The following is an 18,543-nucleotide window of genomic DNA, read 5'->3' on the forward strand; positions in this document are numbered from 1 at the left end:
TCGGGGGTGGGCCCCGCCCCGACGTGCCCGTCCCGCACAGCTTCGCCGTACCGCCTCGCCGCAGGAGTCACGGAGTTCCTCATGAGTGATGCCACCGAGCGCCCCGCCGACCGCAGGGCCGAGCCCGATGCCGACGCCTGGGCGACCGCCTGCGCCGAGGACCTCGCGGCCGAGAAGTCCCGGCACCGCGCCGCCCACGGCCCGCAGCAGGGCAGCGCAGCGGAGGAGCTGCGCAAGCTCGCCGAGGCGGTGACCGACAAGCTCGCCGGCATCCAGCTGCCCGGCGCACTGGGCGGGATCGCCGCGCAGGGCGCCGTCAACCAGCTCTTCAAGCAGGCCAAGGCGGCCGTCGAGCCGGTCATCGAGCGCAACCCCGACATCTTCGACCACCTCGCCGCGGCCGGCTCCGAGCTGCTCGCCGCCTACCGCTCCGCCGTCGAGGGCAGCGAGCGCCGCTGGACCCGCGACGAGAGCGACGTCCGCCCCGAGAGCCGTGCGGACGATCCGCGCGACGACGACGGCCCCACGGGCACCGAGCGGATCGACCTCGACTGAGCACGGAGCCCGCCCGGTGTCCTGAGCACGGCCCGGTGTACGGGAGGCGTCCCCGTCCCTCCGGTCCGAAGAACGCGGGCGGCACCCCTGCCTCCGGTACGGTGGGTCCCGGCGGGGTTCGAGCGAAAAACTGAGGGACACATGGGACTCACCATCGGCGTCGACATCGGCGGCACGAAGATCGCGGCCGGCGTGGTCGACGAAGAGGGCTCGATCCTCGAAACGTGCAAGGTGCCGACTCCGCAGGCCACCGACGCCCTGACGGAGGCCATCGCGGAAGCGGTGCGCACCGTCGGCGCGGGCCATCATGTCGAGGCCGTCGGCATCGGCGCCGCCGGTTACGTCGACGAGAAGCGGGCCACGGTCCTGTTCGCCCCGAACATCGACTGGCGCCACGAGCCGCTCAAGGACAAGGTCGAACAGCGCGTCGGCCTCCCCGTGGTCGTCGAGAACGACGCCAACGCCGCGGCCTGGGGCGAGTACAAGTTCGGCGCCGGCCAGGGCCACAGCGACGTCATCTGCATCACCCTCGGCACCGGCCTCGGCGGCGGCATCATCATCGGCAACAAGCTGCGCCGCGGCCGCTTCGGCGTCGCCGCCGAGTTCGGGCACATCCGGGTCGTCCCCGACGGCCTGATGTGCGGCTGCGGCAACCAGGGCTGCTGGGAGCAGTACGCCTCCGGCCGTGCCCTGCTGCGCTACGCCCGCCAGCGCGCCTTCGCCACCCCCGAGAACGCCCAGATCCTGCTGTCCCTCGGCGACGGCACCTCCGAGGGCATCCAGGGCCCGCACGTGAGCGAGGCGGCCCGCCAGGGCGACCCGGTCGCCATCGACTCGTTCCGTGAACTGGCCCGCTGGGCCGGCGCCGGCCTCGCCGACCTCGCCTCGCTCTTCGACCCGTCCGCCTTCATCGTCGGCGGCGGCGTCTCCGACGAGGGCGAACTCGTCCTGGGACCGATCCGCAAGTCCTTCCGCCGCTGGCTGGTCGGCAACCAGTGGCGGCCGCACGCCCAGGTGCTCGCCGCCCAGCTCGGCGGCAAGGCCGGTCTGGTCGGCGCGGCCGACCTGGCACGCCAGGGCTGACACCACCGGGCGCCCGGCGCCCGCGCATCCGTACGGCACCGTCCGCCGCGCCCCGGAGGGGGAGCGGCGGGCGGTGCTCTATCTTGGCCGCGTGACCCTGTCGGTGAGAGGACCTGCCGCCGTGATCTCGCTCCCCGCCTCCGCCACCGAACCCGGCCCCGCCGCCGGGGAATCAGGACGCGGCGGTGCGGCCGTGATCCGGGTGCTCAGCTACAACATCCGCTCGCTGCGCGACGACCGCGCGGCGCTGGCCCGGGTGATCCGGGCCTGCGCGCCCGACCTCGTGCTGATCCAGGAGGCGCCGCGGTTCTTCCGCTGGCGCAAGGCCGCCGAGCGGCTGGCCCGCGCGGCCGGCCTGGTCTACGTCACCGGCGGCGGCACGACCGCGGGCCCGATGATCCTGTCCACCCTGCGCGCCCATGTGGAGCGCACGGAGGAGGTGCTGCTGCCCCGCACCCCCGGACTGCACCAGCGCGGTCTCGCCCTCGCCGTGGTCCGGATCGGCGGGGCCCGGCTCGGCGTGCTCAGCTGCCATCTCAGCCTCGCCGACCGGGAGCGCTACCAGCAGGCCGGGCTGCTGCTGGAGCGGCTGGCCGCGCTGGAGGTGCCGTACGCCGTCGCCGGGGGCGACCTCAACGACCGGCCGGGGGGCCGCAGCTTCCGGCGGCTGGCGGGCGCGCTCACGGATGCCTGGGCGGCCAAGCCGTGGGGCGGGGAGTACACCTCCACGCCCCATGACCCGCATCAGCGGATCGACGCGATCTTCACCACGGCGGGCGTGGAGATCCTGGGCTGCGGGGTGCCGCACGGGCTGGCGGGGGTGGCGGAGGCCGACCTCCGGGCCGCCACGGACCATCTGCCGGTGCTGGCCGCGCTGCGGGTGCCGGTCACGGACTGACTCACACCACGGCGCCGCTGCCCGGCAGGTCGTCGTCCTCGTCGTCGTCCTTCATCCGGGCCACGAGCGTGCCGAAGCCGCCGAGGAAGCCGCCGACGCCCAGGACCGTGATCCACCACGTCACCGGCTGCTGGAACAGCACCATGGCCACCAGCAGCAGCGGGCCGCCGATCACCGCGAGCCAGGCGAACCTGCCGGTGACGTCGGTCTGCGGCAGCGGGGGCGGCTCGGGCGGGGTGAAGTGGCCCTCGTCGGCCGCGTCGAAGTCGTCGTCGGAGGCCTCGGCGGCGTCCCAGTCGCGAGGGCCGACACCCGGCGCGAAGACCACGAAGCTGCCCGGACGCGCGGCGTCGCCCGTACCGCCGCCGGCGCCCTTGCCGTCCGTGCCCGCGGCCCCGTCCTTGCCGGACGTCTCGGAGGGCGCGGCGGCGTCGGGCTTCCCGGCCGTGCCGTCCTTGCCGGCCGTGCCGTCCTGCGCGGCCGTCCCGGACGCACCGGCCGGCCCGTCCCCGCTCTCCCCGCCGTCCGCCGGGAACGACGGCTGCTCGCCGTAGCCCGCGACGATCTCGGCCCAGGCGGCCTCTTCGTCCAGCGGGTCCCGGGGATCGCGGGGGCTACGCTCCGCCACGGGCCGCCGTCCCCTCCTGCGCCGCGTCCGCCCCTGCCTCCGGCGCGAGCCGGGAGATGAACGCGTAGGTGTCCCGGAAGATCTGCTCGGCGTCGTGGTCGAGCGTCGCGACGTGGTAGCTGCGCTCCAGCAGCGTCTGCCGCACGTCCGTGGAGGAGACCCGGGCCAGCACCCGCTCGGAGTCCGCCGCCGGTACGACATGGTCCTGCGGGCTGGTCATCACCAGCAACGGCTGGGTGACGCCCGGGAGTTCGGAGTCGACCTGCTGGAAGAACCGGCGCAGCGAGTGCGCGGCGTGCAGCGGCACCCGGTCGTAGCCGACCTCCTCGGCGCCGGGCCGGGCGATGTCGCTGACCACGCCCTTGGTGGTCCGGACGAGATACCGCAGCACCGGGAGCAGCGGCGCGGCCGGGTCGTGGACCTTGTTGCCCGGGTTGACCACCGCGACCCCGCTGACGGCGTCGCCGTGCTTGGCGGCCAGCCGCAGCGCCAGCGCACCGCCCATCGACAGTCCGCAGACGAAGACCTTGGAGCAGCGCTCGGTCAGCGCGCGCAGCTCCCGGTCGACCTCGGCGTACCAGTCCTGCCATGTGGTGAGCTGCATGTCCTGCCAGCGGGTGCCGTGACCGGGCAGCAGCGGGAGGGCGACGGTGAGTCCCCGGTCGGCCAGATATTCGGCCCAGGGGCGTACGGACTGGGGGGAGCCGGTGAAGCCGTGGCACACGAGGACGCCGACCTCTCCGCCGTCACGGCGGAACGGCTCGGCTCCGGGAAGGAGCGGCACCGGGGGACTCCGATCGATGAGGGGACCTGGCGAGTTACCTCAGGGTACGCAAAGTGACGGCAAGCGGATAGGTCCGGCGGCCGCCACGGCGCGAGTGCGCCGCCGGGGCAGGTTAAGGTCTTTGCGTCACACACAGGAGGCAGTCGGTTGATCTACGGCGCAATGAAGTTTTCCCTCGGCGGGTCGCTGAAGCTTGCCTTCAGGCCCTGGGTGGAAGGCATCGAGAACATCCCCGCCGAGGGTCCGGCGATCCTCGCGAGCAACCACCTGTCCTTCTCGGACTCCTTCTTCCTGCCCGCGGTACTCGACCGCAAGGTCACCTTCATCGCCAAGTCCGAGTACTTCACCTCGCCGGGGGTGAAGGGCAAGCTGACGGCCGCGTTCTTCAAGGGCGTGGGCCAGCTGCCGGTCGACCGCTCGGGAGCCCGCGGCGCGGGCGAGGCGGCGATCAGGAGCGGCATCGAGGTGCTGGAGCGCGGTGAGCTGTTCGGCATCTACCCGGAGGGCACCCGCTCCCCGGACGGCCGGCTCTACCGCGGCAAGCCGGGCGGACTGGCCCGGGTGGCGCTGGCCACCGGGGCGCCGGTCATTCCCGTGGCGATGATCGACACCGAGAAGGTGCAGCCTCCGGGCAAGATCGTGCCGAAGATGATCCGGCCGGGCATCCGTATCGGCAAGCCGCTGGACTTCACCCGCTATCAGGGCATGGAGGGCGACCGCTTCATCCTGCGGTCGGTCACCGACGAGGTCATGTACGAGATCATGAAGCTGTCCGGCCAGGAGTACGTGGACATCTACGCGACCGCGGCCAAGCGGCAGCTGGCCGACGCGGCGAAGGCCGAGGCGAAGCAGCAGAGCGAGGCGGAGCAGGCCAAGAAGGCGGCCGCCGAATAGACGGGCAGGGCCGAGGCCGGGCGCGGGGGCGCCCGGCGAGGGGTGGAGGCCGGCAATGACGGATACGGACATACGGACCGTGCGCGGCCTGGCCGCCAGGCACCGGAGCAAGCCGCCGAAGGTGGTGCGGATGTCCGTCGAGCTGCCGCTGTGGCGCGCGCTCACCGGCTACCGGATTCTGACCCTCGGCTACGTCCTGTGCCTGGTCGCGCTCTCGTACCAGCAGTACGCGCGACCGCTGGGCGCCGCCGCCTACATGGGCGCGCTCACCCTGTGGATGGTCTTCACCTGGCGCCGGACGACGTCCGCCGAGCGCTGCACCCGGCACTTCCTCCTCGCCGACCTCGGCTTCGCGGTCGGCGGCATCCTGCTCACGCCGCTGATCGACACCCAGGCCCGCATCATGGACGGCGCGCCGACGCTGCCCTCCATCTGGACGGCGGGCGCCGTGCTGGGCTTCGCGATCAAGGGCGGCTGGCGCTGGGCCGCGGTGGCGTCCAGCGCCGTGGCGGTGGCCAACCTCGTCGAGCGCCAGGAGCTGGCCCGCGACACCGTGCACAACGTGGTGCTGGTGTGGGTAGCCAGCGTCGCCATCGGCTATGTCGTCGAGGTGGCGCGGGCCAGTGAGCGCACCCTCGCCCGTGCGCTGCAGATAGAGGCCGCCACCCGGGAGCGGGAGCGGCTGGCCCGTGACATCCACGACAGCGTGCTCCAGGTCCTGGCCATGGTGCAGCGGCGCGGTGCCGCGATCGGCGGCGAGGCGGCCGAGCTGGGCCGGATGGCTGGGGAGCAGGAGGTCGCGCTGCGGACCCTGGTCTCCGGCGGGCTGGTACCGCCGCGCGGAGTCCGGCCGGGCGGCGCGGAGCAGACCGTGCCGCACCCGGCTGGTGCCGGCGCCGCGGACGACGCGGTGGCGGCACCGGCCGCCGTGGCCGTACCGGCGCCGGAGCCGGACGAGGACGGGCCGTGCGACGTACGGGCGTTGCTCGCGCCGTTCGCGGGTGCCGGGGTGACGTTCTCCGAGCCCGGCGCACCGGTCGGGCTGCCGGCCGCCGCGGCGGCCGAGCTGGCGGCCGCTGTCAGTGCCGCGTTGGACAATGTCCGGGTGCACGCGGGAGACGGGGCCCGTGCATGGATTCTGGTGGAGGACGAACCGCATGCGGTGATCGTGACGGTCCGCGACGACGGCCCCGGCATCCCCGAGGGCCGGCTCGCGGACGCCGAGCGCGAGGGCCGGCTGGGCGTGGCGCTGTCCATCCGCGGCCGGCTGCGGGACCTGGGCGGCACCGCGGCGTGGGTCTCGGTTCCCGGCCAGGGCACGGAAGTGGAGTTGACGGTTCCCAAGGGCACGGCGCCCGAGGGCGGATGACGGGGGAAGGCGAGAGAGTGAGTGTGCGCAGCACGGAGCGGGTCCGCACCGCGCGGGGCGGGGTGCCGGCATGAGTGAGCAGACGGCCCTGAAGGTCATGGTGGTCGACGACCACCCGATGTGGCGGGACGCGGTCGCGCGGGACCTGGCCGAGGCCGGGTTCGACGTGGTGGCGACGGCCGGCGACGGTCTCCAGGCGGTGCGCAGGGCGCAGGCCGCCTCGCCCGACGTCCTCGTCCTGGACCTCAATCTGCCGGGGCTGCCCGGCGTCCGGGTGTGCCAGGAACTGGTCGGCGCCAATCCCGCGCTGCGGGTGCTGGTGCTCTCCGCCAGCGGGGAGCACGCCGATGTCCTGGAGGCGGTCAAGTCCGGCGCCACCGGCTATCTGCTGAAGTCGGCCAGCACGGAGGAACTGCTGGACGCGGTGCGGCGGACGGCCGCCGGTGACGCGGTGTTCACTCCGGGCCTGGCGGGTCTGGTGCTCGGTGAGTACCGCCGGCTGGCGACCGAGCCGGCCCCCGCGACGCCGGACGAGCCGGGCGCCCCGCAGCTGACGGACCGGGAGACCGAGGTGCTGCGGCTGGTCGCCAAGGGACTCTCGTACAAGCAGATCGCCGAACGCCTGGTCATCTCGCACCGCACGGTCCAGAACCACGTCCAGAACACCCTCGGCAAGCTCCAGTTGCACAACCGCGTGGAGCTGGTGCGGTACGCGATCGAGCGGGGTCTCGACGAGGGCTGACCGGCGCGGGCCCCGGCCGGCCGTACGGGCGGACCGGCGCGGTCCGCCCGTACGGGTGAACGCCTCGGCCCAACTCCCCGATAAATCACCGACATCACCGTTTGTCCCATCCCTGAGTGACCCAGATCACCATTAGCGTGACCGGGGTCGGAGCGAACACGGCCGAGTGCGCGGCCACGGACGGGATGTAGGTGAAGCAGCGATGCGGGTCGGAGTACTGACCGGCGGCGGCGACTGCCCGGGTCTGAACGCGGTGATCAGGGGCATCGTCCGCAAGGGCACCCAGGAGTACGGATACGAGTTCGTCGGCTTCCGGGACGGCTGGCGCGGGCCGATGGAGGGGGACACCGTGCCGCTGGACATCCCGGCGGTGCGCGGCATCCTGCCGCGCGGCGGCACCGTCCTCGGCTCCTCGCGTACCAACCCCTTCAAGGAGAACGACGGCGTCCGCCGGATCAGGGAGACGCTCGCCAAGCACGAGATCGAGGCGCTGATCGCGATCGGCGGCGAGGACACCCTCGGCGTCGCCGCCCGGCTCTCCGACGAGCACGCCGTCCCCTGCGTCGGTGTCCCCAAGACCATCGACAACGACCTGTCGGCCACGGACTACACCTTCGGCTTCGACACCGCCGTCGGCGTCGCCACCGAAGCCATCGACCGGCTGCACACCACCGCCGAGTCCCATATGCGGGTACTGGTCGTCGAGGTCATGGGCCGGCACGCCGGCTGGATCGCGCTGCACTCCGGCCTGGCCGGCGGCGCGAACGTCATCCTCATCCCGGAGCAGCGCTTCGACATCGAGCAGGTCTGCCGGTGGATCGAGTCCCGCTTCAAGGTCCGCTACGCCCCGATCGTGGTCGTCGCCGAGGGCGCGATGCCCAAGGACGGGCAGATGGTGCTCAAGGACGACTCCACGGACTCCTTCGGGCACGTCCGGCTGTCCGGGGTGGGGGAGTGGCTGGCCAAGGAGATCGAGTCGCGCACCGGCAAGGAGGCGCGGACCACGGTCCTCGGGCATACCCAGCGCGGCGGTACCCCCAGCGCCTTCGACCGCTGGCTGGCCACCCGCTTCGGACTGCACGCCATCGACGCGGTGCGCGACCGCGACTTCGGGAAGATGGTCGCGCTGCGCGGTACGGACATCGTCCGGGTGCCGATCGCGGACGCCACCGCCAGGCTGAAGACCGTCGATCCGGCGCTCTACGCCGAGGCCGGGGTGTTCTTCGGCTGAGCCCGCGGCGCCGCTGCCGCCGCCGTCCGCACTCCGGGCGGCACCGCCGGGCGAGGGGCCGTATATTCGCCATACGCGACATATCCGGCCCCTCGCTCACGGGCGGGAGATCCTGAACCGGAACGAAGACCGGGAGAACTCGTGGAGATCGTCGCCTTCGGTGTGCAGACGGATGAACGGCCGTTCCTGGAGAAGGCCTTCGCCGGCCGCCACCAGGTCCGCAGCCTGGACGTCTTCCTCAACCGCGACACCGCCCCCATCGCCCGCGGCTACGAGATCGTCAGCTCCAGTGTCAACGCCGACCTGGGCGCCGACGTCCTGCAGACCCTCGCGGCCGGCGGGACGAAGATGATCGCCCAGCGCTCCACGGGCTTCAACAACATCGACCTGGAGGCCGCGGCCGACCTCGGGCTGACCATCGGCCGGGTCGCCTTCTACTCACCCCACGCCGTCGCCGAGTTCGCCTGGGCGCTGGCCCTGGCCGTCAACCGGCGGATCGTCCCGGCCACCCACCGCACCCGCAACTTCGACTTCCGGCTGGACGGCCTGATGGGCCGCGACCTGCGCGGGCGGACGGCCGGGGTGCTCGGCACCGGCAAGATCGGCGAGGCCTTCACCCAGATCGCCCACGGCTTCGGCATGAACCTGCTGGGCTGGGACCTCGCCGAGAACCCGCGCTGTGTCGCCCTCGGCATGAAGTACGTCGCCAAGGAGCGGCTGTTCGCCGAGTCGGACCTGGTCAGCCTGCACCTCCCGCTGGTCGACGGCACCCGGCACCTCGTCGACGCCGCCGCGCTGGCCGCGATGAAGGACGACGCGATCCTGCTCAACACCAGCCGCGGCGGGCTGGTCGACACCGCGGCCCTCGTCGAGACGCTCAAGGACGGCCGGCTCACCGGCGTCGGCCTGGACGTCTACGAGGAGGAGGCCGCGTTCTTCTTCTTCGACAAGTCCCTGGACATCGTCAGCGACGACACCCTCGCCCGCCTGATGACCTTCGCGAACGTCCTGGTCACCTCGCACCAGGCGTACTTCACCGAGGACGCGGTCGGTCAGATCACCGCGGCCACGGTGGCCAACGTCGAGGACTACCTGGCCCATCGCACCAACGAGAACATGCTGGTCACACGAGGACAGCTGCCAGCAGCTGCGCCGTGACCGAGGCCCCGTCCAGGGTCAGCACCGACTCCGGGTGGAACTGCACCCCCGCGAAGCCCGGACCGCGCAGCGCATGCACCTCACCGGAGACCGCGTCCCGGCTCAACTCCACCCGGTGCATGGCGAGTTCGGCGGCGGTGGTGTCATCGCAGCGGGCCGTGAAGGTGTTGTAGAAGCCGACCGTCTCCTCGCGCCCGAAGAACTCGATCCGCTCCTGCGCGCCCTGGAAGGGCACCTCCTTGCGCACGATCTCCAACCCCAGCTCCGCGGCGAGGAGTTCGTGCCCCAGGCACACCCCCAGCACCCCGTGGCGGTGCCCGGCGACCAGCTCGGCGGTCAGCGACCGCAGAAAGCGCATCTTCGGGTCGGCGGCGTCGGACGGATCGCCCGGCCCCGGGCCCAGCACGACCGGCCCCCGGTGCGCACGGGCCGCGGCCCGCAGCCCCGGCTCGTCGTAGCGGCGCACGCTGACGGTCAGCCCGGAGGTCCGCAGCAGATGCGCCAGCATCGCGGTGAAGGTGTCCTCCGCGTCGACGACCAGGGCGTGCCCGCTCAGCTCGGCGGTGGGCGCGGTGGTCTGCATCCGCAGCCAGAACGGCGCCAGACCGGACCGGCGGGCGTCCAGCGCGGCCCGCACCCGCGGATCGTCGGCCAGCCGCGGCGGACGCCCCCCGTCCGCGGGCCGCGCCGGCGCCTCCCGCACGCCCAGCGCGGTGAGCACCCCCGCGGCCTTCGCATGCGTCTCGGCGACCTCGGCGTACGGGTCGGAGGCGCGCACCAGCGTGGCGCCGACCGGCACCCGCAGCCGTCCTCCGGCGTCGATGTCGGCGGTCCGGATCAGGATCGGCGAGTCCAGCGTCTGCGCGCCCCCGGCGTCCCGCCCGATCAGCGCCAGCGCGCCCGCGTAGTAGCCGCGCCCCCGGCCGTCGGCGTCCACCGGCTCGTGCCGCTCGATCACCCGGCAGGCGTTCTGCACCGGCGACCCGGTGACCGTCGCCGCGAACATCGTCTCCCTGAGGACCTCGCGGACATCGAGGGTGGACCGGCCGCGCAGCTCGTACTCGGTGTGCGCGAGATGCGCCATCTCCTTGAGCCGGGGCCCGATCACCACACCCCCCTTGTCGCCGACGGTGCACATCATCTTCAGCTCCTCGTCCACCACCATGGACAGCTCCTCGGCCTCCTTGCGGTCGTCGAGGAACGCCAGCAGGCTCGCGGCGGTGGGCCCGCCCGCCGGGTAGCGGTAGGTGCCGCTGATCGGATTCATCACGACCGTCCCGGCCACCCGCCCACCGTCGCCGGGCTCACCGGGGCCGCCCCTGCCCCCGGTCATCCGCACATGCACCTCGGGGCTGGCGCCGACCAGCGTGCGCACCCCGGGGCGGTGCACCACATACGTCCAGTACGCGCCGCGCTCACCGGCCAGCAGCCGCCGGAACAGCGCCAGCGCGTCCGCCGCCGAGAAGCCCGCGATCTCGCCCTCGAAGGTGCGGCGGACGACGAAGTTCGCGCCCTCACCGGTGCCGATCTCGTCCCGCACCACCCGCTCCACGATCCCGGCGTAGGCGTCGTCGTCCACGTCGAACGCCCCGTCCGTCACCCGCACGTCATGGGAAGGCAGCGCCGCCAGCATCTCGTCCAGGGGCACCTCGGCGGTCTCCCGGGGACGCAGCACGGCCAGCGGGGTGCCGTCGTCGTGCGCCCGGAAGCCGCGCTCGCGGATCTGCCGGAACGGGATCAGCGCGAGCGCGTCGGTCACCGGCGCCTCCGGCACCCCGTCGCCCAGCGGGATGTCGGCCAGCCGCTCGACCTCGGTCACCTCGCCGGTCAGCACCTCGACGACCGGGGCATCTCCGGCTCGGGCGGAGCCGGGGGCGGGGGAGGCGGCCTCCCGCCCCGGGGTACGGCGGCGCAGCAGGGCGAACGGCGGGCAGGCGGGGTCGAGCAGCCGCTCGACGAGCGCGGCGGCGTCGGTGCGGGCGGGGGGCTCGCGGTGCATGGCGGGGGTTCCTTCCAGGAGGGGAGGAACGGCCGCCGGAAAAGGCTGAAGGCCGCCCCTCGGGCGGCCTTCGCGGAGTGTGGGATGTGCGCGCGAAATCAGTGGGCCGCCGGATGAGCGGTCCACCACCAGTTCCTGTTCATGGCCGGTCGCGTGCACATGGGGGGCACCCTACCGGACCGTCGGGGTGCCGGGTGTCTCACAGTCCGGATGCCCGGACGGACACCCTCGCGGGACCCCGTAATGTGGGGCTTGTGACCGTGAACGCTGAAACCCACGCCGGTGGCAACACCTGGCGAGACCTGCCCGCGGCGCAGCAGCCTGAATGGCCGGACCAAGAGGCTCTGCGCGATGTGATCGCGGAGCTCGAGTCCTATCCGCCGCTCGTCTTCGCGGGCGAGTGCGACCAGCTGCGCGAGCGCCTGGGAGCCGTCGCCCGTGGTGAGGCGTTCCTGCTTCAGGGCGGCGACTGCGCGGAGGCCTTCGACGCCGTATCCGCCGAGCACATCCGTAACAAGCTCAAGACCCTGCTCCAGATGGGCGCCGTCCTGACCTACGCCGGGTCCGTCCCGGTGGTCAAGGTCGGCCGGATCGCCGGCCAGTACAGCAAGCCGCGCTCCAAGCCCACCGAGACGCGCGACGGCGTGACCCTGCCGACCTACCGCGGCGACTCCGTCAACGGCTTCGAGTTCACCGAGGCGTCCCGCATCCCGGACCCGCAGCGGCTGAAGCGGATGTACCACGCCTCCGCGGCGACGCTGAACCTCGTGCGCGCCTTCACCACGGGCGGCTACGCCGACCTGCGGCAGGTGCACGCCTGGAACCAGGACTTCGTGAAGTCCTCGCCCGCCGGGCAGCGCTACGAGGACCTGGCGCGCGAGATCGACCGTGCGATGAACTTCATGAACGCCTGCGGGGTCAACCCGGAGGAGTTCCGCACCGTCGAGTTCTACGCCTCCCACGAGGCGCTGGTCCTCGACTACGAGTCGTCGCTGACCCGGGTCGACTCGCGCACCGGCAACCTCTACGACGTCTCCGGCCACATGCTGTGGATCGGCGAGCGCACCCGTCAGCTGGACGGTGCGCACATCGAGTTCGCCTCGCGGGTGCGCAACCCCATCGGCGTCAAGCTCGGCCCGACGACCACCGCCCAGGACGCGCTGACGCTCATCGAGCGCCTCGACCCGGAGCGGGAGCCGGGCCGGCTGACCTTCATCACCCGCATGGGAGCGGACAAGATCCGCGACAAGCTCCCCGAGCTGGTCGAGAAGGTCACCGCCTCCGGCGCGCAGGTCGCCTGGATCTGCGACCCGATGCACGGCAACACCTTCGAGGCCGCCTCCGGTCACAAGACCCGGCGCTTCGACGACGTGCTGGACGAGGTCAAGGGCTTCTTCGAGGTCCACAAGAACCTCGGCACGCACCCGGGCGGCATCCACGTCGAGCTCACCGGTGACGACGTCACCGAGTGCGTGGGCGGCGGCGACGAGATCTTCGTCGACGACCTGCACCAGCGCTACGAGACCGCCTGCGACCCGCGGCTCAACCGCAGCCAGTCGCTCGACCTGGCGTTCCTGGTGGCGGAGATGTACCGCGACCAGTAAGACAGCCGGCGGCTGACCTGCACCGACGGTCAGGGCCACGACAGAGGTGGGGCGCGGATCATGTGATCCGCGCCCCACCGCGTTGTGCCGCCCCTGCCGGGCCAGGTAAGGTAAGGGTTACCTCACTGAAGATCAGCCGGATCGGTGGGGCATCCCACCGGAGGTGAAACCGCGTGTACGTCTGCTCTTGCTTCGGGATCACCGAGCAGCAGGTCCGCGACCACGCGGACTCGGGCGCCTGCACGCCCCGCCAGATCGCCTCCGCCTGCAAAGCCGGCACCGACTGCGGCGGCTGTGTACGCCGTATCCAGTCGCTGCTCGGCCGGGGGGACTGCCCCCGCCGCGAACTCATCGACAGTGGCGCGCCCGAGCCGCTGGGCGCGGAGGCGGGTGCCGTGGCGCCCGCGGTGCTCTCGGAGGCCGCCTAGCCCCCCAGGGGCGCGGGTGATCTCCCCGTGCCGCACGGGCCGTCGCGGAGGGCGGGCATCCGGCCGCCTGCTCAGCTCGGCTGCTCGATGACCTGGGCGAGGTAGAGCGCCTCCCCGAGCTTCTCGATCAGTTCCAGCTGGGTGTCGAGATAATCGATGTGGTGCTCCTCGTCCGCGAGGATGTCCTCGAAGATGTTCGCCGAGGTGATGTCGCCCTTGGTGCGCATCACCTCGATACCGCGCTTGAGCCGGTCGATGGCCTCGACCTCGATCTGCCGGTCGGCCTGGAACATCTCGGTGACGGTCTGGCCGACCCGCACATGGAACAGCCGCTGGTAATTCGGCAGACCGTCGAGGAAGAGAATCCGGTCCGTGAGGATCTCCGCGTGCTTCATCTCGTCGAAGGACTCGGAGCGGGTGTACTTCGCGAGCTTGGTCCAGCCGAAGTTCTCCTGCATCTTGGCGTGCAGGAAGTACTGGTTGATCGCGGTCAGCTCGGCGGTCAGCTGCTCGTTGAGGAATTCAATGACCTCGGGGTCGCCCTGCATGGCTGCGGGCTCCTTCCACGCGAGAACTGGGCAGGTGCCGCGCATCCTCGCACCGCGCGGAGCGGGGCGTCCAGTAAGTGCACGCTTAGTGCGAGTTGCCCGAATCCCTCCCGTCCCTGGTCATCGGCACCCCTTCCGGTCTGACACCATGGAGGGCATGGGTCAGCCGGAAAGCCGCGAAGAGGAGCCTCCTGAGCTGCCTCCGGGGCAGCGGCTCCAGCGGGGCTGGCCGGTGACCCATTACGGGCCGGTGCCGAAGTTCCGCGCCGAACGCTGGGAGTTCCGGGCATTCGGCGCCACCGCCGACGACGCGAAGCACTGCTGGTCACTCGATGAATTCACGGCGCTGCCGTACACCACGGTCGTCGCGGATATGCATTGCGTGACGAAATTCAGCATGCTGGGAGCCGAATGGGGCGGGGTGCACACCCGGACCATCCTGGACCTGGCGCCGCCGGCACCCGACGTCACCCATGTCATGGTGTGGGCCGAGTACGGATTCAGTTCCAATCTGCGGATCGAGGATTTCGCCGCGGAGAAGTGCCTCTTCGCCACCCATCGCTCCGGTGAGGTCCTCACCGCGGAGCACGGATTCCCGGTCCGGCTGATCGTGCCCCATCTGTACGCCTGGAAAGGGCCCAAATGGGTCCGCGGCATCGAATACATGCGGGCCGACCGCCGCGGCTTCTGGGAGGAACGCGGCTACCACAACCTGGGCGACCCGTGGCGGGAGCAGCGCTACTCGTACCAGGAAGAGCCCGGCGACGGCCCCGAGCTCTGACCGGACCGGCGTGCCGAAACCGCGCTCAGTGGTGGTACCGGTGCGCCACCGCGTGCCCCTTGCCGCGGCCGATCATCCACTTGTTGACCGGTGTGGTCACCACGAAGGCGAGCACCAGCGACGCCGCCAGCACGCCCCAGAACAGCAGGTCCGAGAGCTGGGCGTCCATGGCACGCGGCCAGAGCGCGATCACCCCGTTGTCGATCAGCTCCATCACCGCGATGGAGAGCGTGTCCGCGGCGAGCGCGACCCGCAGCGCCGCCCCGAAGCCGACGCCCGCCGCCAGGACACCGCGCAGCGTGAGGGCGTAGCCGAAGACGAAGGCCAGCACGATCGCCAGGACCATCGTCGGGACGTTGTGCCAGCCCAGCGCCGTACCGATCACCATGCCCAGGATCTCGCCGAGGGCACATCCGGTCAGGCAGTGCAGGGTCGCCCTGGCCGCCGGCGCCCAGCCGGCCGGACCGGGAGCGGCGCGGGTGCCGGCCCCGGGCGGGGCGTCGGGCGCGGCCGTGCGCTGCTCGTGCGGTACGTGCTCCATGGCAGACCCCCAACGCGAGGCAGTGGTCCCTTCCCGGCCACAAGAACCGGGTACCTCCCCGGAGGATTCCCGCGCGGGGGTACCGGCAGACTCAGGGCGCGCGCAGTTCCTTGAGCCGGGCCACGTCCGCGGCATGGCCCTCCTTGCCGCCCGGCGTCTCGACGACCAGCGGCACCCCGTCCGTCGCCGGATGCACGAACAGCTCGGCGAACGGCTCCGCACCGAGGTGACCCGCACCGATGTTCTCGTGCCGGTCCTTGTGGGCGCCGGCCACGTCCTTGGAGTCATTGGCGTGGATCAGCTTCAGCCGGCCCTCGCCGGTGACCTCCACCAGCTCGTCCAGCAGCGCCTTCATCCCGCCCGGCGCCGCCATGTCGTGCCCGGCGGCGAACGCATGGCAGGTGTCGAGGCAGACCCCCAGCCTGGGGTGCCGGTCCAGCGCGTCGAAATACGGCCCGAGGTCCTCGGCCAGCGCACACAGCGACGCGCCCTGCCCGGCCGTCGGCTCCAGCAGCAGCCACGGATCGTCTGGGTGCGTCAGCTCCTCCAGCAGCGGCCGCATCCGCTCCCTGACCTGCGCCAGCGCCGTCGCACGGGGCCGTCCGCCGGTCGCCGAACCGGTGTGCACCACCACCCCGCGCGCACCGATCTCCCGGCCGCGGCGCAGCGAGTGGCGCAGCGACGCCACGGACTTCTCGACCGTCGCCTCGGTGTGCGAACCGAAGTTGATCAGATACGGCGCATGGACATACGCCGGAATCCCGTACCGGGCACAGGCCGCCCGGAACTCCTCGTCCTGGGCGGGATCGCCGGGGGCCGTCGCCCAGCCGCGCGGATTGGCCACGAAGACCTGGACGACCTCGTCGCCCATCTCACGGGCGTACGGAATGCCGGTCTTCGCCAGACCGCCGGCCACCGGCACATGGCCGCCGACCGGATTACGGGCACGGGCGCGCTGCTCGGCGCCCTTCGGGGAGGGGGAGGTACTCACCCTCCCAGGGTGCCAGGTGTGCCACGGCCGCCGTCCCCCGGACGGCGGCCCGTCGCATCAGCGGGCTACAGCCCGCCCTTCATCTTGAGGGTGATCGTGCCGCCCTTGGGCGCCTTCCTGCCCGGCTCCACCGACTGCGACTCGACCTCGTCCTTCGGGAAGAAGAACGGCTTGTCCACCTCGACCTGGAAGCCGAGATCCGTCAGCTGCTTCTTGGCGTCCGCTTCGTTCTTGCCGCTGACATCCGGGACGGGGACCATCTCCGGGCCCTTGGAGAGCGTGAGGGTGACCGTCTCGCCCTTGCCCAGCTTCCCGCCCTCGGCCGGAGTCTGCCGGGCGACGGTGCCCTTGTCCTGGGTGGAGTGGACCGGCTCGGCGGCGAAGCGCACCTTCAGGCCCGCCTCCCGCAGCGTCGCCACGGCGTCCGCCCGCTCGCTGCCGAGCACACCGGGCATCTCGACCTCGGCGCCCCGGCTGATGGTCAGCGCCACCGCCGTGTCGGGCCGCCGCTTGCTGCCCGCGGCCGGGTCCGTGCCGATCACCGAGCCCCTGGCGACCTCGTCGCTGAACGTCCGGCTCTCGGTGCCGGGGATCAGCCCGCGGTCCCGCAGCTTGCGCTTGGCATCGGCGACCGGGGTGCCCGACAGGTCCGGGACGGTGACGATGTCCGGGCCCCGGGAGACGGTGATCGTGACCGTGCCCGTACCCCGGATCTGCTTGCCGTTGGCCGGGTCCGTCTTCATCACATGGCCGCGCTGCACGTTCGAGCTGAAGCCGCGCACCACCTTCACGCCCAGCCCCTCGTCGCGCAGCGTCCGCTCGGCCTTGGCCTGCGGCATGGCCAGCACCGCGGGGACGGCGGTGAACTGGCCGTAGTTGATGTACCAGACGCCGGTGCCGGCCCCGAGGAGCAGCAGCACCGCCGCGATGACCGTGGCCACCTTGTGCCGCTGGAGCAGCCCGCCGCGGGCCGGCGCCTCCGGTGCCGGCACCGGACGCAGCCGGGTCGTCTGCTCCGACGGCGGCACCTCCAGCCGGCTGGTGCGGTTCAGCTCCGCCCCGTCCGTCCCCGGCAGCGGCGGCTGCACGCCCCCGGTGCGCGGTATCACGTCCGTCGGCTCCGACCCCTCGCCGAGACCGCCGGCGGGCACCTCCCGGGCCTGCGGCGGCACGACGTCCAGCTGGGCGTCGGTCAGCTGCGCACGGGCCTCCTGCGCCCGGGACAGCAGCGCCACCGCGTCCTGCGGGCGCAGCTGCGGATCGCGGGCGCAGGCCAGCGCGACCAGCTCGTCCAGCTGCGGCGCGAGACCGGGCACCAGCCCCGACGGCGGCAGCACGTCCTCGTGCAGATGCTGGTAGAGGACCTGCGCCACGGAGCCGCCGTTGTGCGGCTTGCCGCCGGTCAGCATCTCGTAGAGCACCACACCGCAGGCGTAGACATCGACCCGGGCGTCGGCCGTGCCGTGCTCCATCTGCTCGGGCGCGAGATACGAGACGGTGCCCAGCACCGAGCCGGTCGAGGCGGTGGTGTGCGTGTCCACCGCACGCACCAGCCCGAAGTCGGCGACCTTCACCCGGCCGTCGTCCCCGATCAGGACGTTCTCCGGCTTCATGTCGCGATGCACCAGCCCCGCGCGGTGCGCGGCGCCCAGCGCGGCCAGGATCGGCTCCAGGATGTCCAGCGCGGCCCGCGGCTGGAGCGCGCCCCGCTCCCGCAGCACGTCGCGCAGCGTGCAGCCGGCGACGTACTCCATCGCCAGATAGACGTACGTGCCGTCCGCGCCCTGGTCGAAGACGCCCACCACATTCGGGTGCGACAGCCGCGCGACCGACTTCGCCTCACGGATGAAGCGGTCGACGAACGCCGCGTCCGTCGCGAGGGTCGGGTGCATCACCTTCAGCGCGAGCAGCCGGTCCAGCCGGGTGTCCGTCGCCTGGTACACCGTGGCCATACCGCCGGCGGCGATGCGCGCCTGGACGCGGTAGCGGCCGTCGAGCAGCTGGCCCACGAGCGGGTCCTGAAGGGTCGTATCCACGGCAGTCGAGTGTATGGCCCTTTCACTGCGTTTTCCTTCCCGGCCCACGTTGTCGGCTTTCCCGCCGTTCCGGCTGCGCTTTGCTTTCGGCCCACGTTGTTGTCTTTCCCGCCGTGGTGGTTTGTCGCCGTTGCGCCTGCGGCGGGCGGGTGGGTGTCGGGTGCGGTGACGGGCCGGAGGGGCAGGGTTTCCGGACTGCTTCGCTTTACGTCCGGAAACCCTGCCCCTCCGGCCCGTCCCCTCCCGTGGGAGGAGTGAGTACGGCTGGGTGGG

At 72.2% G+C, this 18,543-nt stretch carries 18 protein-coding genes; 11 read left to right on the forward strand and 7 right to left on the reverse strand.

Annotated elements, in window-relative coordinates; translation table 11 throughout:
• Window positions 1-81: 81 nt before the first annotated feature.
• The 3 genes from ACGFN2_RS35000 to ACGFN2_RS35010 all read left to right on the forward strand — a co-directional run bounded on the left by ACGFN2_RS35000 (window position 82) and on the right by ACGFN2_RS35010 (window position 2,536).
• Window positions 82-555, forward strand: coding sequence for a DUF5304 domain-containing protein (locus ACGFN2_RS35000; protein WP_362611845.1), 474 nt, complete (start codon window positions 82-84; stop codon window positions 553-555).
• 141 nt (window positions 556-696) lie between these two features.
• The gene (locus ACGFN2_RS35005; RefSeq protein WP_393366945.1) at window positions 697-1,638 is read left to right on the forward strand and encodes an ROK family glucokinase; all 942 of its coding nucleotides are present in this window, start codon (window positions 697-699) and stop codon (window positions 1,636-1,638) included.
• A 121-nt stretch (window positions 1,639-1,759) separates the two neighbouring features.
• Window positions 1,760-2,536: an endonuclease/exonuclease/phosphatase family protein gene (locus tag ACGFN2_RS35010; RefSeq protein WP_393366947.1), complete on the forward strand. Its 777-nt coding sequence runs from the start codon at window positions 1,760-1,762 to the stop codon at window positions 2,534-2,536.
• A 1-nt stretch (window position 2,537) separates the two neighbouring features.
• Here ACGFN2_RS35010 and ACGFN2_RS35015 read toward each other — a convergent pair whose 3' ends face one another.
• Window positions 2,538-3,164 (reverse strand): hypothetical protein, encoded by a 627-nt coding sequence (locus ACGFN2_RS35015; RefSeq protein WP_393366949.1) that lies wholly within the window; start codon window positions 3,162-3,164, stop codon window positions 2,538-2,540.
• Window positions 3,151-3,948 (reverse strand): alpha/beta fold hydrolase, encoded by a 798-nt coding sequence (locus tag ACGFN2_RS35020; RefSeq protein ID WP_362611836.1) that lies wholly within the window; start codon window positions 3,946-3,948, stop codon window positions 3,151-3,153. The genes ACGFN2_RS35015 and ACGFN2_RS35020 overlap by 14 nt, the downstream gene beginning before the upstream one ends.
• A gap of 162 nt (window positions 3,949-4,110) precedes the next feature.
• Between ACGFN2_RS35020 and ACGFN2_RS35025 the strand changes: the two genes are divergently transcribed.
• The 5 genes from ACGFN2_RS35025 (at window position 4,111) to ACGFN2_RS35045 (ending at window position 9,342) form a co-directional block, all read left to right on the forward strand.
• Window positions 4,111-4,842, forward strand: coding sequence for a lysophospholipid acyltransferase family protein (locus ACGFN2_RS35025; protein ID WP_362611873.1), 732 nt, complete (start codon window positions 4,111-4,113; stop codon window positions 4,840-4,842).
• Window positions 4,843-4,897: 55 nt separating this feature from the next.
• Window positions 4,898-6,211: a MacS family sensor histidine kinase gene (macS, locus tag ACGFN2_RS35030; protein ID WP_393366951.1), complete on the forward strand. Its 1,314-nt coding sequence runs from the start codon at window positions 4,898-4,900 to the stop codon at window positions 6,209-6,211.
• 70 nt (window positions 6,212-6,281) lie between these two features.
• Window positions 6,282-6,953 (forward strand): response regulator, encoded by a 672-nt coding sequence (locus ACGFN2_RS35035; protein WP_393366953.1) that lies wholly within the window; start codon window positions 6,282-6,284, stop codon window positions 6,951-6,953.
• A gap of 202 nt (window positions 6,954-7,155) precedes the next feature.
• On the forward strand, window positions 7,156-8,184 hold the full coding sequence (locus tag ACGFN2_RS35040) for a 6-phosphofructokinase (RefSeq protein WP_393366955.1): 1,029 nt from the start codon (window positions 7,156-7,158) through the stop codon (window positions 8,182-8,184).
• Between the two features lie 141 nt (window positions 8,185-8,325).
• Window positions 8,326-9,342, forward strand: a complete 1,017-nt coding sequence (locus ACGFN2_RS35045; protein ID WP_393366957.1) for a 2-hydroxyacid dehydrogenase — start codon at window positions 8,326-8,328, stop codon at window positions 9,340-9,342.
• Here ACGFN2_RS35045 and ACGFN2_RS35050 read toward each other — a convergent pair.
• Window positions 9,308-11,341: an anthranilate synthase family protein gene (locus ACGFN2_RS35050; RefSeq protein ID WP_393366959.1), complete on the reverse strand. Its 2,034-nt coding sequence runs from the start codon at window positions 11,339-11,341 to the stop codon at window positions 9,308-9,310. The two genes, ACGFN2_RS35045 and ACGFN2_RS35050, sit on opposite strands and share 35 nt — an antisense overlap.
• Before the next feature lie 260 nt (window positions 11,342-11,601).
• On the opposite strand from ACGFN2_RS35050, the gene ACGFN2_RS35055 reads away from it, so the two are divergent.
• Window positions 11,602-12,945 carry a class II 3-deoxy-7-phosphoheptulonate synthase gene (locus ACGFN2_RS35055; protein WP_362611827.1) on the forward strand — a complete coding sequence of 448 codons (1,344 nt, stop codon included), beginning with the start codon at window positions 11,602-11,604 and terminating at the stop codon, window positions 12,943-12,945.
• A 173-nt stretch (window positions 12,946-13,118) separates the two neighbouring features.
• A complete protein-coding gene (locus ACGFN2_RS35060) occupies window positions 13,119-13,373 on the forward strand; it encodes a bacterioferritin-associated ferredoxin (RefSeq protein ID WP_393366961.1) in 255 nt (84 codons plus the stop codon).
• Window positions 13,374-13,444: 71 nt separating this feature from the next.
• Here ACGFN2_RS35060 and bfr read toward each other — a convergent pair whose 3' ends face one another.
• Window positions 13,445-13,921, reverse strand: coding sequence for a bacterioferritin (gene bfr, locus ACGFN2_RS35065; protein WP_362611823.1), 477 nt, complete (start codon window positions 13,919-13,921; stop codon window positions 13,445-13,447).
• Between the two features lie 157 nt (window positions 13,922-14,078).
• Between bfr and ACGFN2_RS35070 the strand changes: the two genes are divergently transcribed.
• Window positions 14,079-14,702, forward strand: coding sequence for a sulfite oxidase-like oxidoreductase (locus tag ACGFN2_RS35070; RefSeq protein ID WP_362611821.1), 624 nt, complete (start codon window positions 14,079-14,081; stop codon window positions 14,700-14,702).
• A gap of 25 nt (window positions 14,703-14,727) precedes the next feature.
• Here the strand turns inward: ACGFN2_RS35070 and ACGFN2_RS35075 are convergent, their stop codons facing one another.
• The 3 genes from ACGFN2_RS35075 to pknB all read right to left on the reverse strand — a co-directional run bounded on the left by ACGFN2_RS35075 (window position 14,728) and on the right by pknB (window position 18,270).
• Window positions 14,728-15,243, reverse strand: a complete 516-nt coding sequence (locus ACGFN2_RS35075) for a DUF4396 domain-containing protein (RefSeq protein WP_362611818.1) — start codon at window positions 15,241-15,243, stop codon at window positions 14,728-14,730.
• Window positions 15,244-15,334: 91 nt separating this feature from the next.
• Window positions 15,335-16,234 carry a deoxyribonuclease IV gene (locus ACGFN2_RS35080; RefSeq protein ID WP_362611815.1) on the reverse strand — a complete coding sequence of 300 codons (900 nt, stop codon included), beginning with the start codon at window positions 16,232-16,234 and terminating at the stop codon, window positions 15,335-15,337.
• Between the two features lie 65 nt (window positions 16,235-16,299).
• Window positions 16,300-18,270, reverse strand: coding sequence for a Stk1 family PASTA domain-containing Ser/Thr kinase (pknB, locus tag ACGFN2_RS35085; RefSeq protein WP_362611813.1), 1,971 nt, complete (start codon window positions 18,268-18,270; stop codon window positions 16,300-16,302).
• Between the last annotated feature and the right edge of the window lie 273 nt (window positions 18,271-18,543).

This window comes from Streptomyces sp. NPDC048612 (assembly GCF_043199295.1).
In the GTDB taxonomy this organism is placed as follows: Bacteria; Actinomycetota; Actinomycetes; order Streptomycetales; family Streptomycetaceae; genus Streptomyces.

What these genes read in the sequence shown, in the direction of transcription:
- ACGFN2_RS35075 (WP_362611818.1), bottom strand. Translation starts at nt 15,243, where the DNA reads ATGGAGCACGTACCGCACGAGCAGCGCACGGCCGCGCCCGACGCCCCG.
- bfr (WP_362611823.1), bottom strand. Translation starts at nt 13,921, where the DNA reads ATGCAGGGCGACCCCGAGGTCATTGAATTCCTCAACGAGCAGCTGACC.
- ACGFN2_RS35050 (WP_393366959.1), bottom strand. Translation starts at nt 11,341, where the DNA reads ATGCACCGCGAGCCCCCCGCCCGCACCGACGCCGCCGCGCTCGTCGAG.
- macS (WP_393366951.1), top strand. Translation starts at nt 4,898, where the DNA reads ATGACGGATACGGACATACGGACCGTGCGCGGCCTGGCCGCCAGGCAC.
- ACGFN2_RS35025 (WP_362611873.1), top strand. Translation starts at nt 4,111, where the DNA reads ATGAAGTTTTCCCTCGGCGGGTCGCTGAAGCTTGCCTTCAGGCCCTGG.
- ACGFN2_RS35005 (WP_393366945.1), top strand. Translation starts at nt 697, where the DNA reads ATGGGACTCACCATCGGCGTCGACATCGGCGGCACGAAGATCGCGGCC.
- ACGFN2_RS35040 (WP_393366955.1), top strand. Translation starts at nt 7,156, where the DNA reads ATGCGGGTCGGAGTACTGACCGGCGGCGGCGACTGCCCGGGTCTGAAC.
- ACGFN2_RS35035 (WP_393366953.1), top strand. Translation starts at nt 6,282, where the DNA reads ATGAGTGAGCAGACGGCCCTGAAGGTCATGGTGGTCGACGACCACCCG.
- ACGFN2_RS35000 (WP_362611845.1), top strand. Translation starts at nt 82, where the DNA reads ATGAGTGATGCCACCGAGCGCCCCGCCGACCGCAGGGCCGAGCCCGAT.
- ACGFN2_RS35070 (WP_362611821.1), top strand. Translation starts at nt 14,079, where the DNA reads ATGGGTCAGCCGGAAAGCCGCGAAGAGGAGCCTCCTGAGCTGCCTCCG.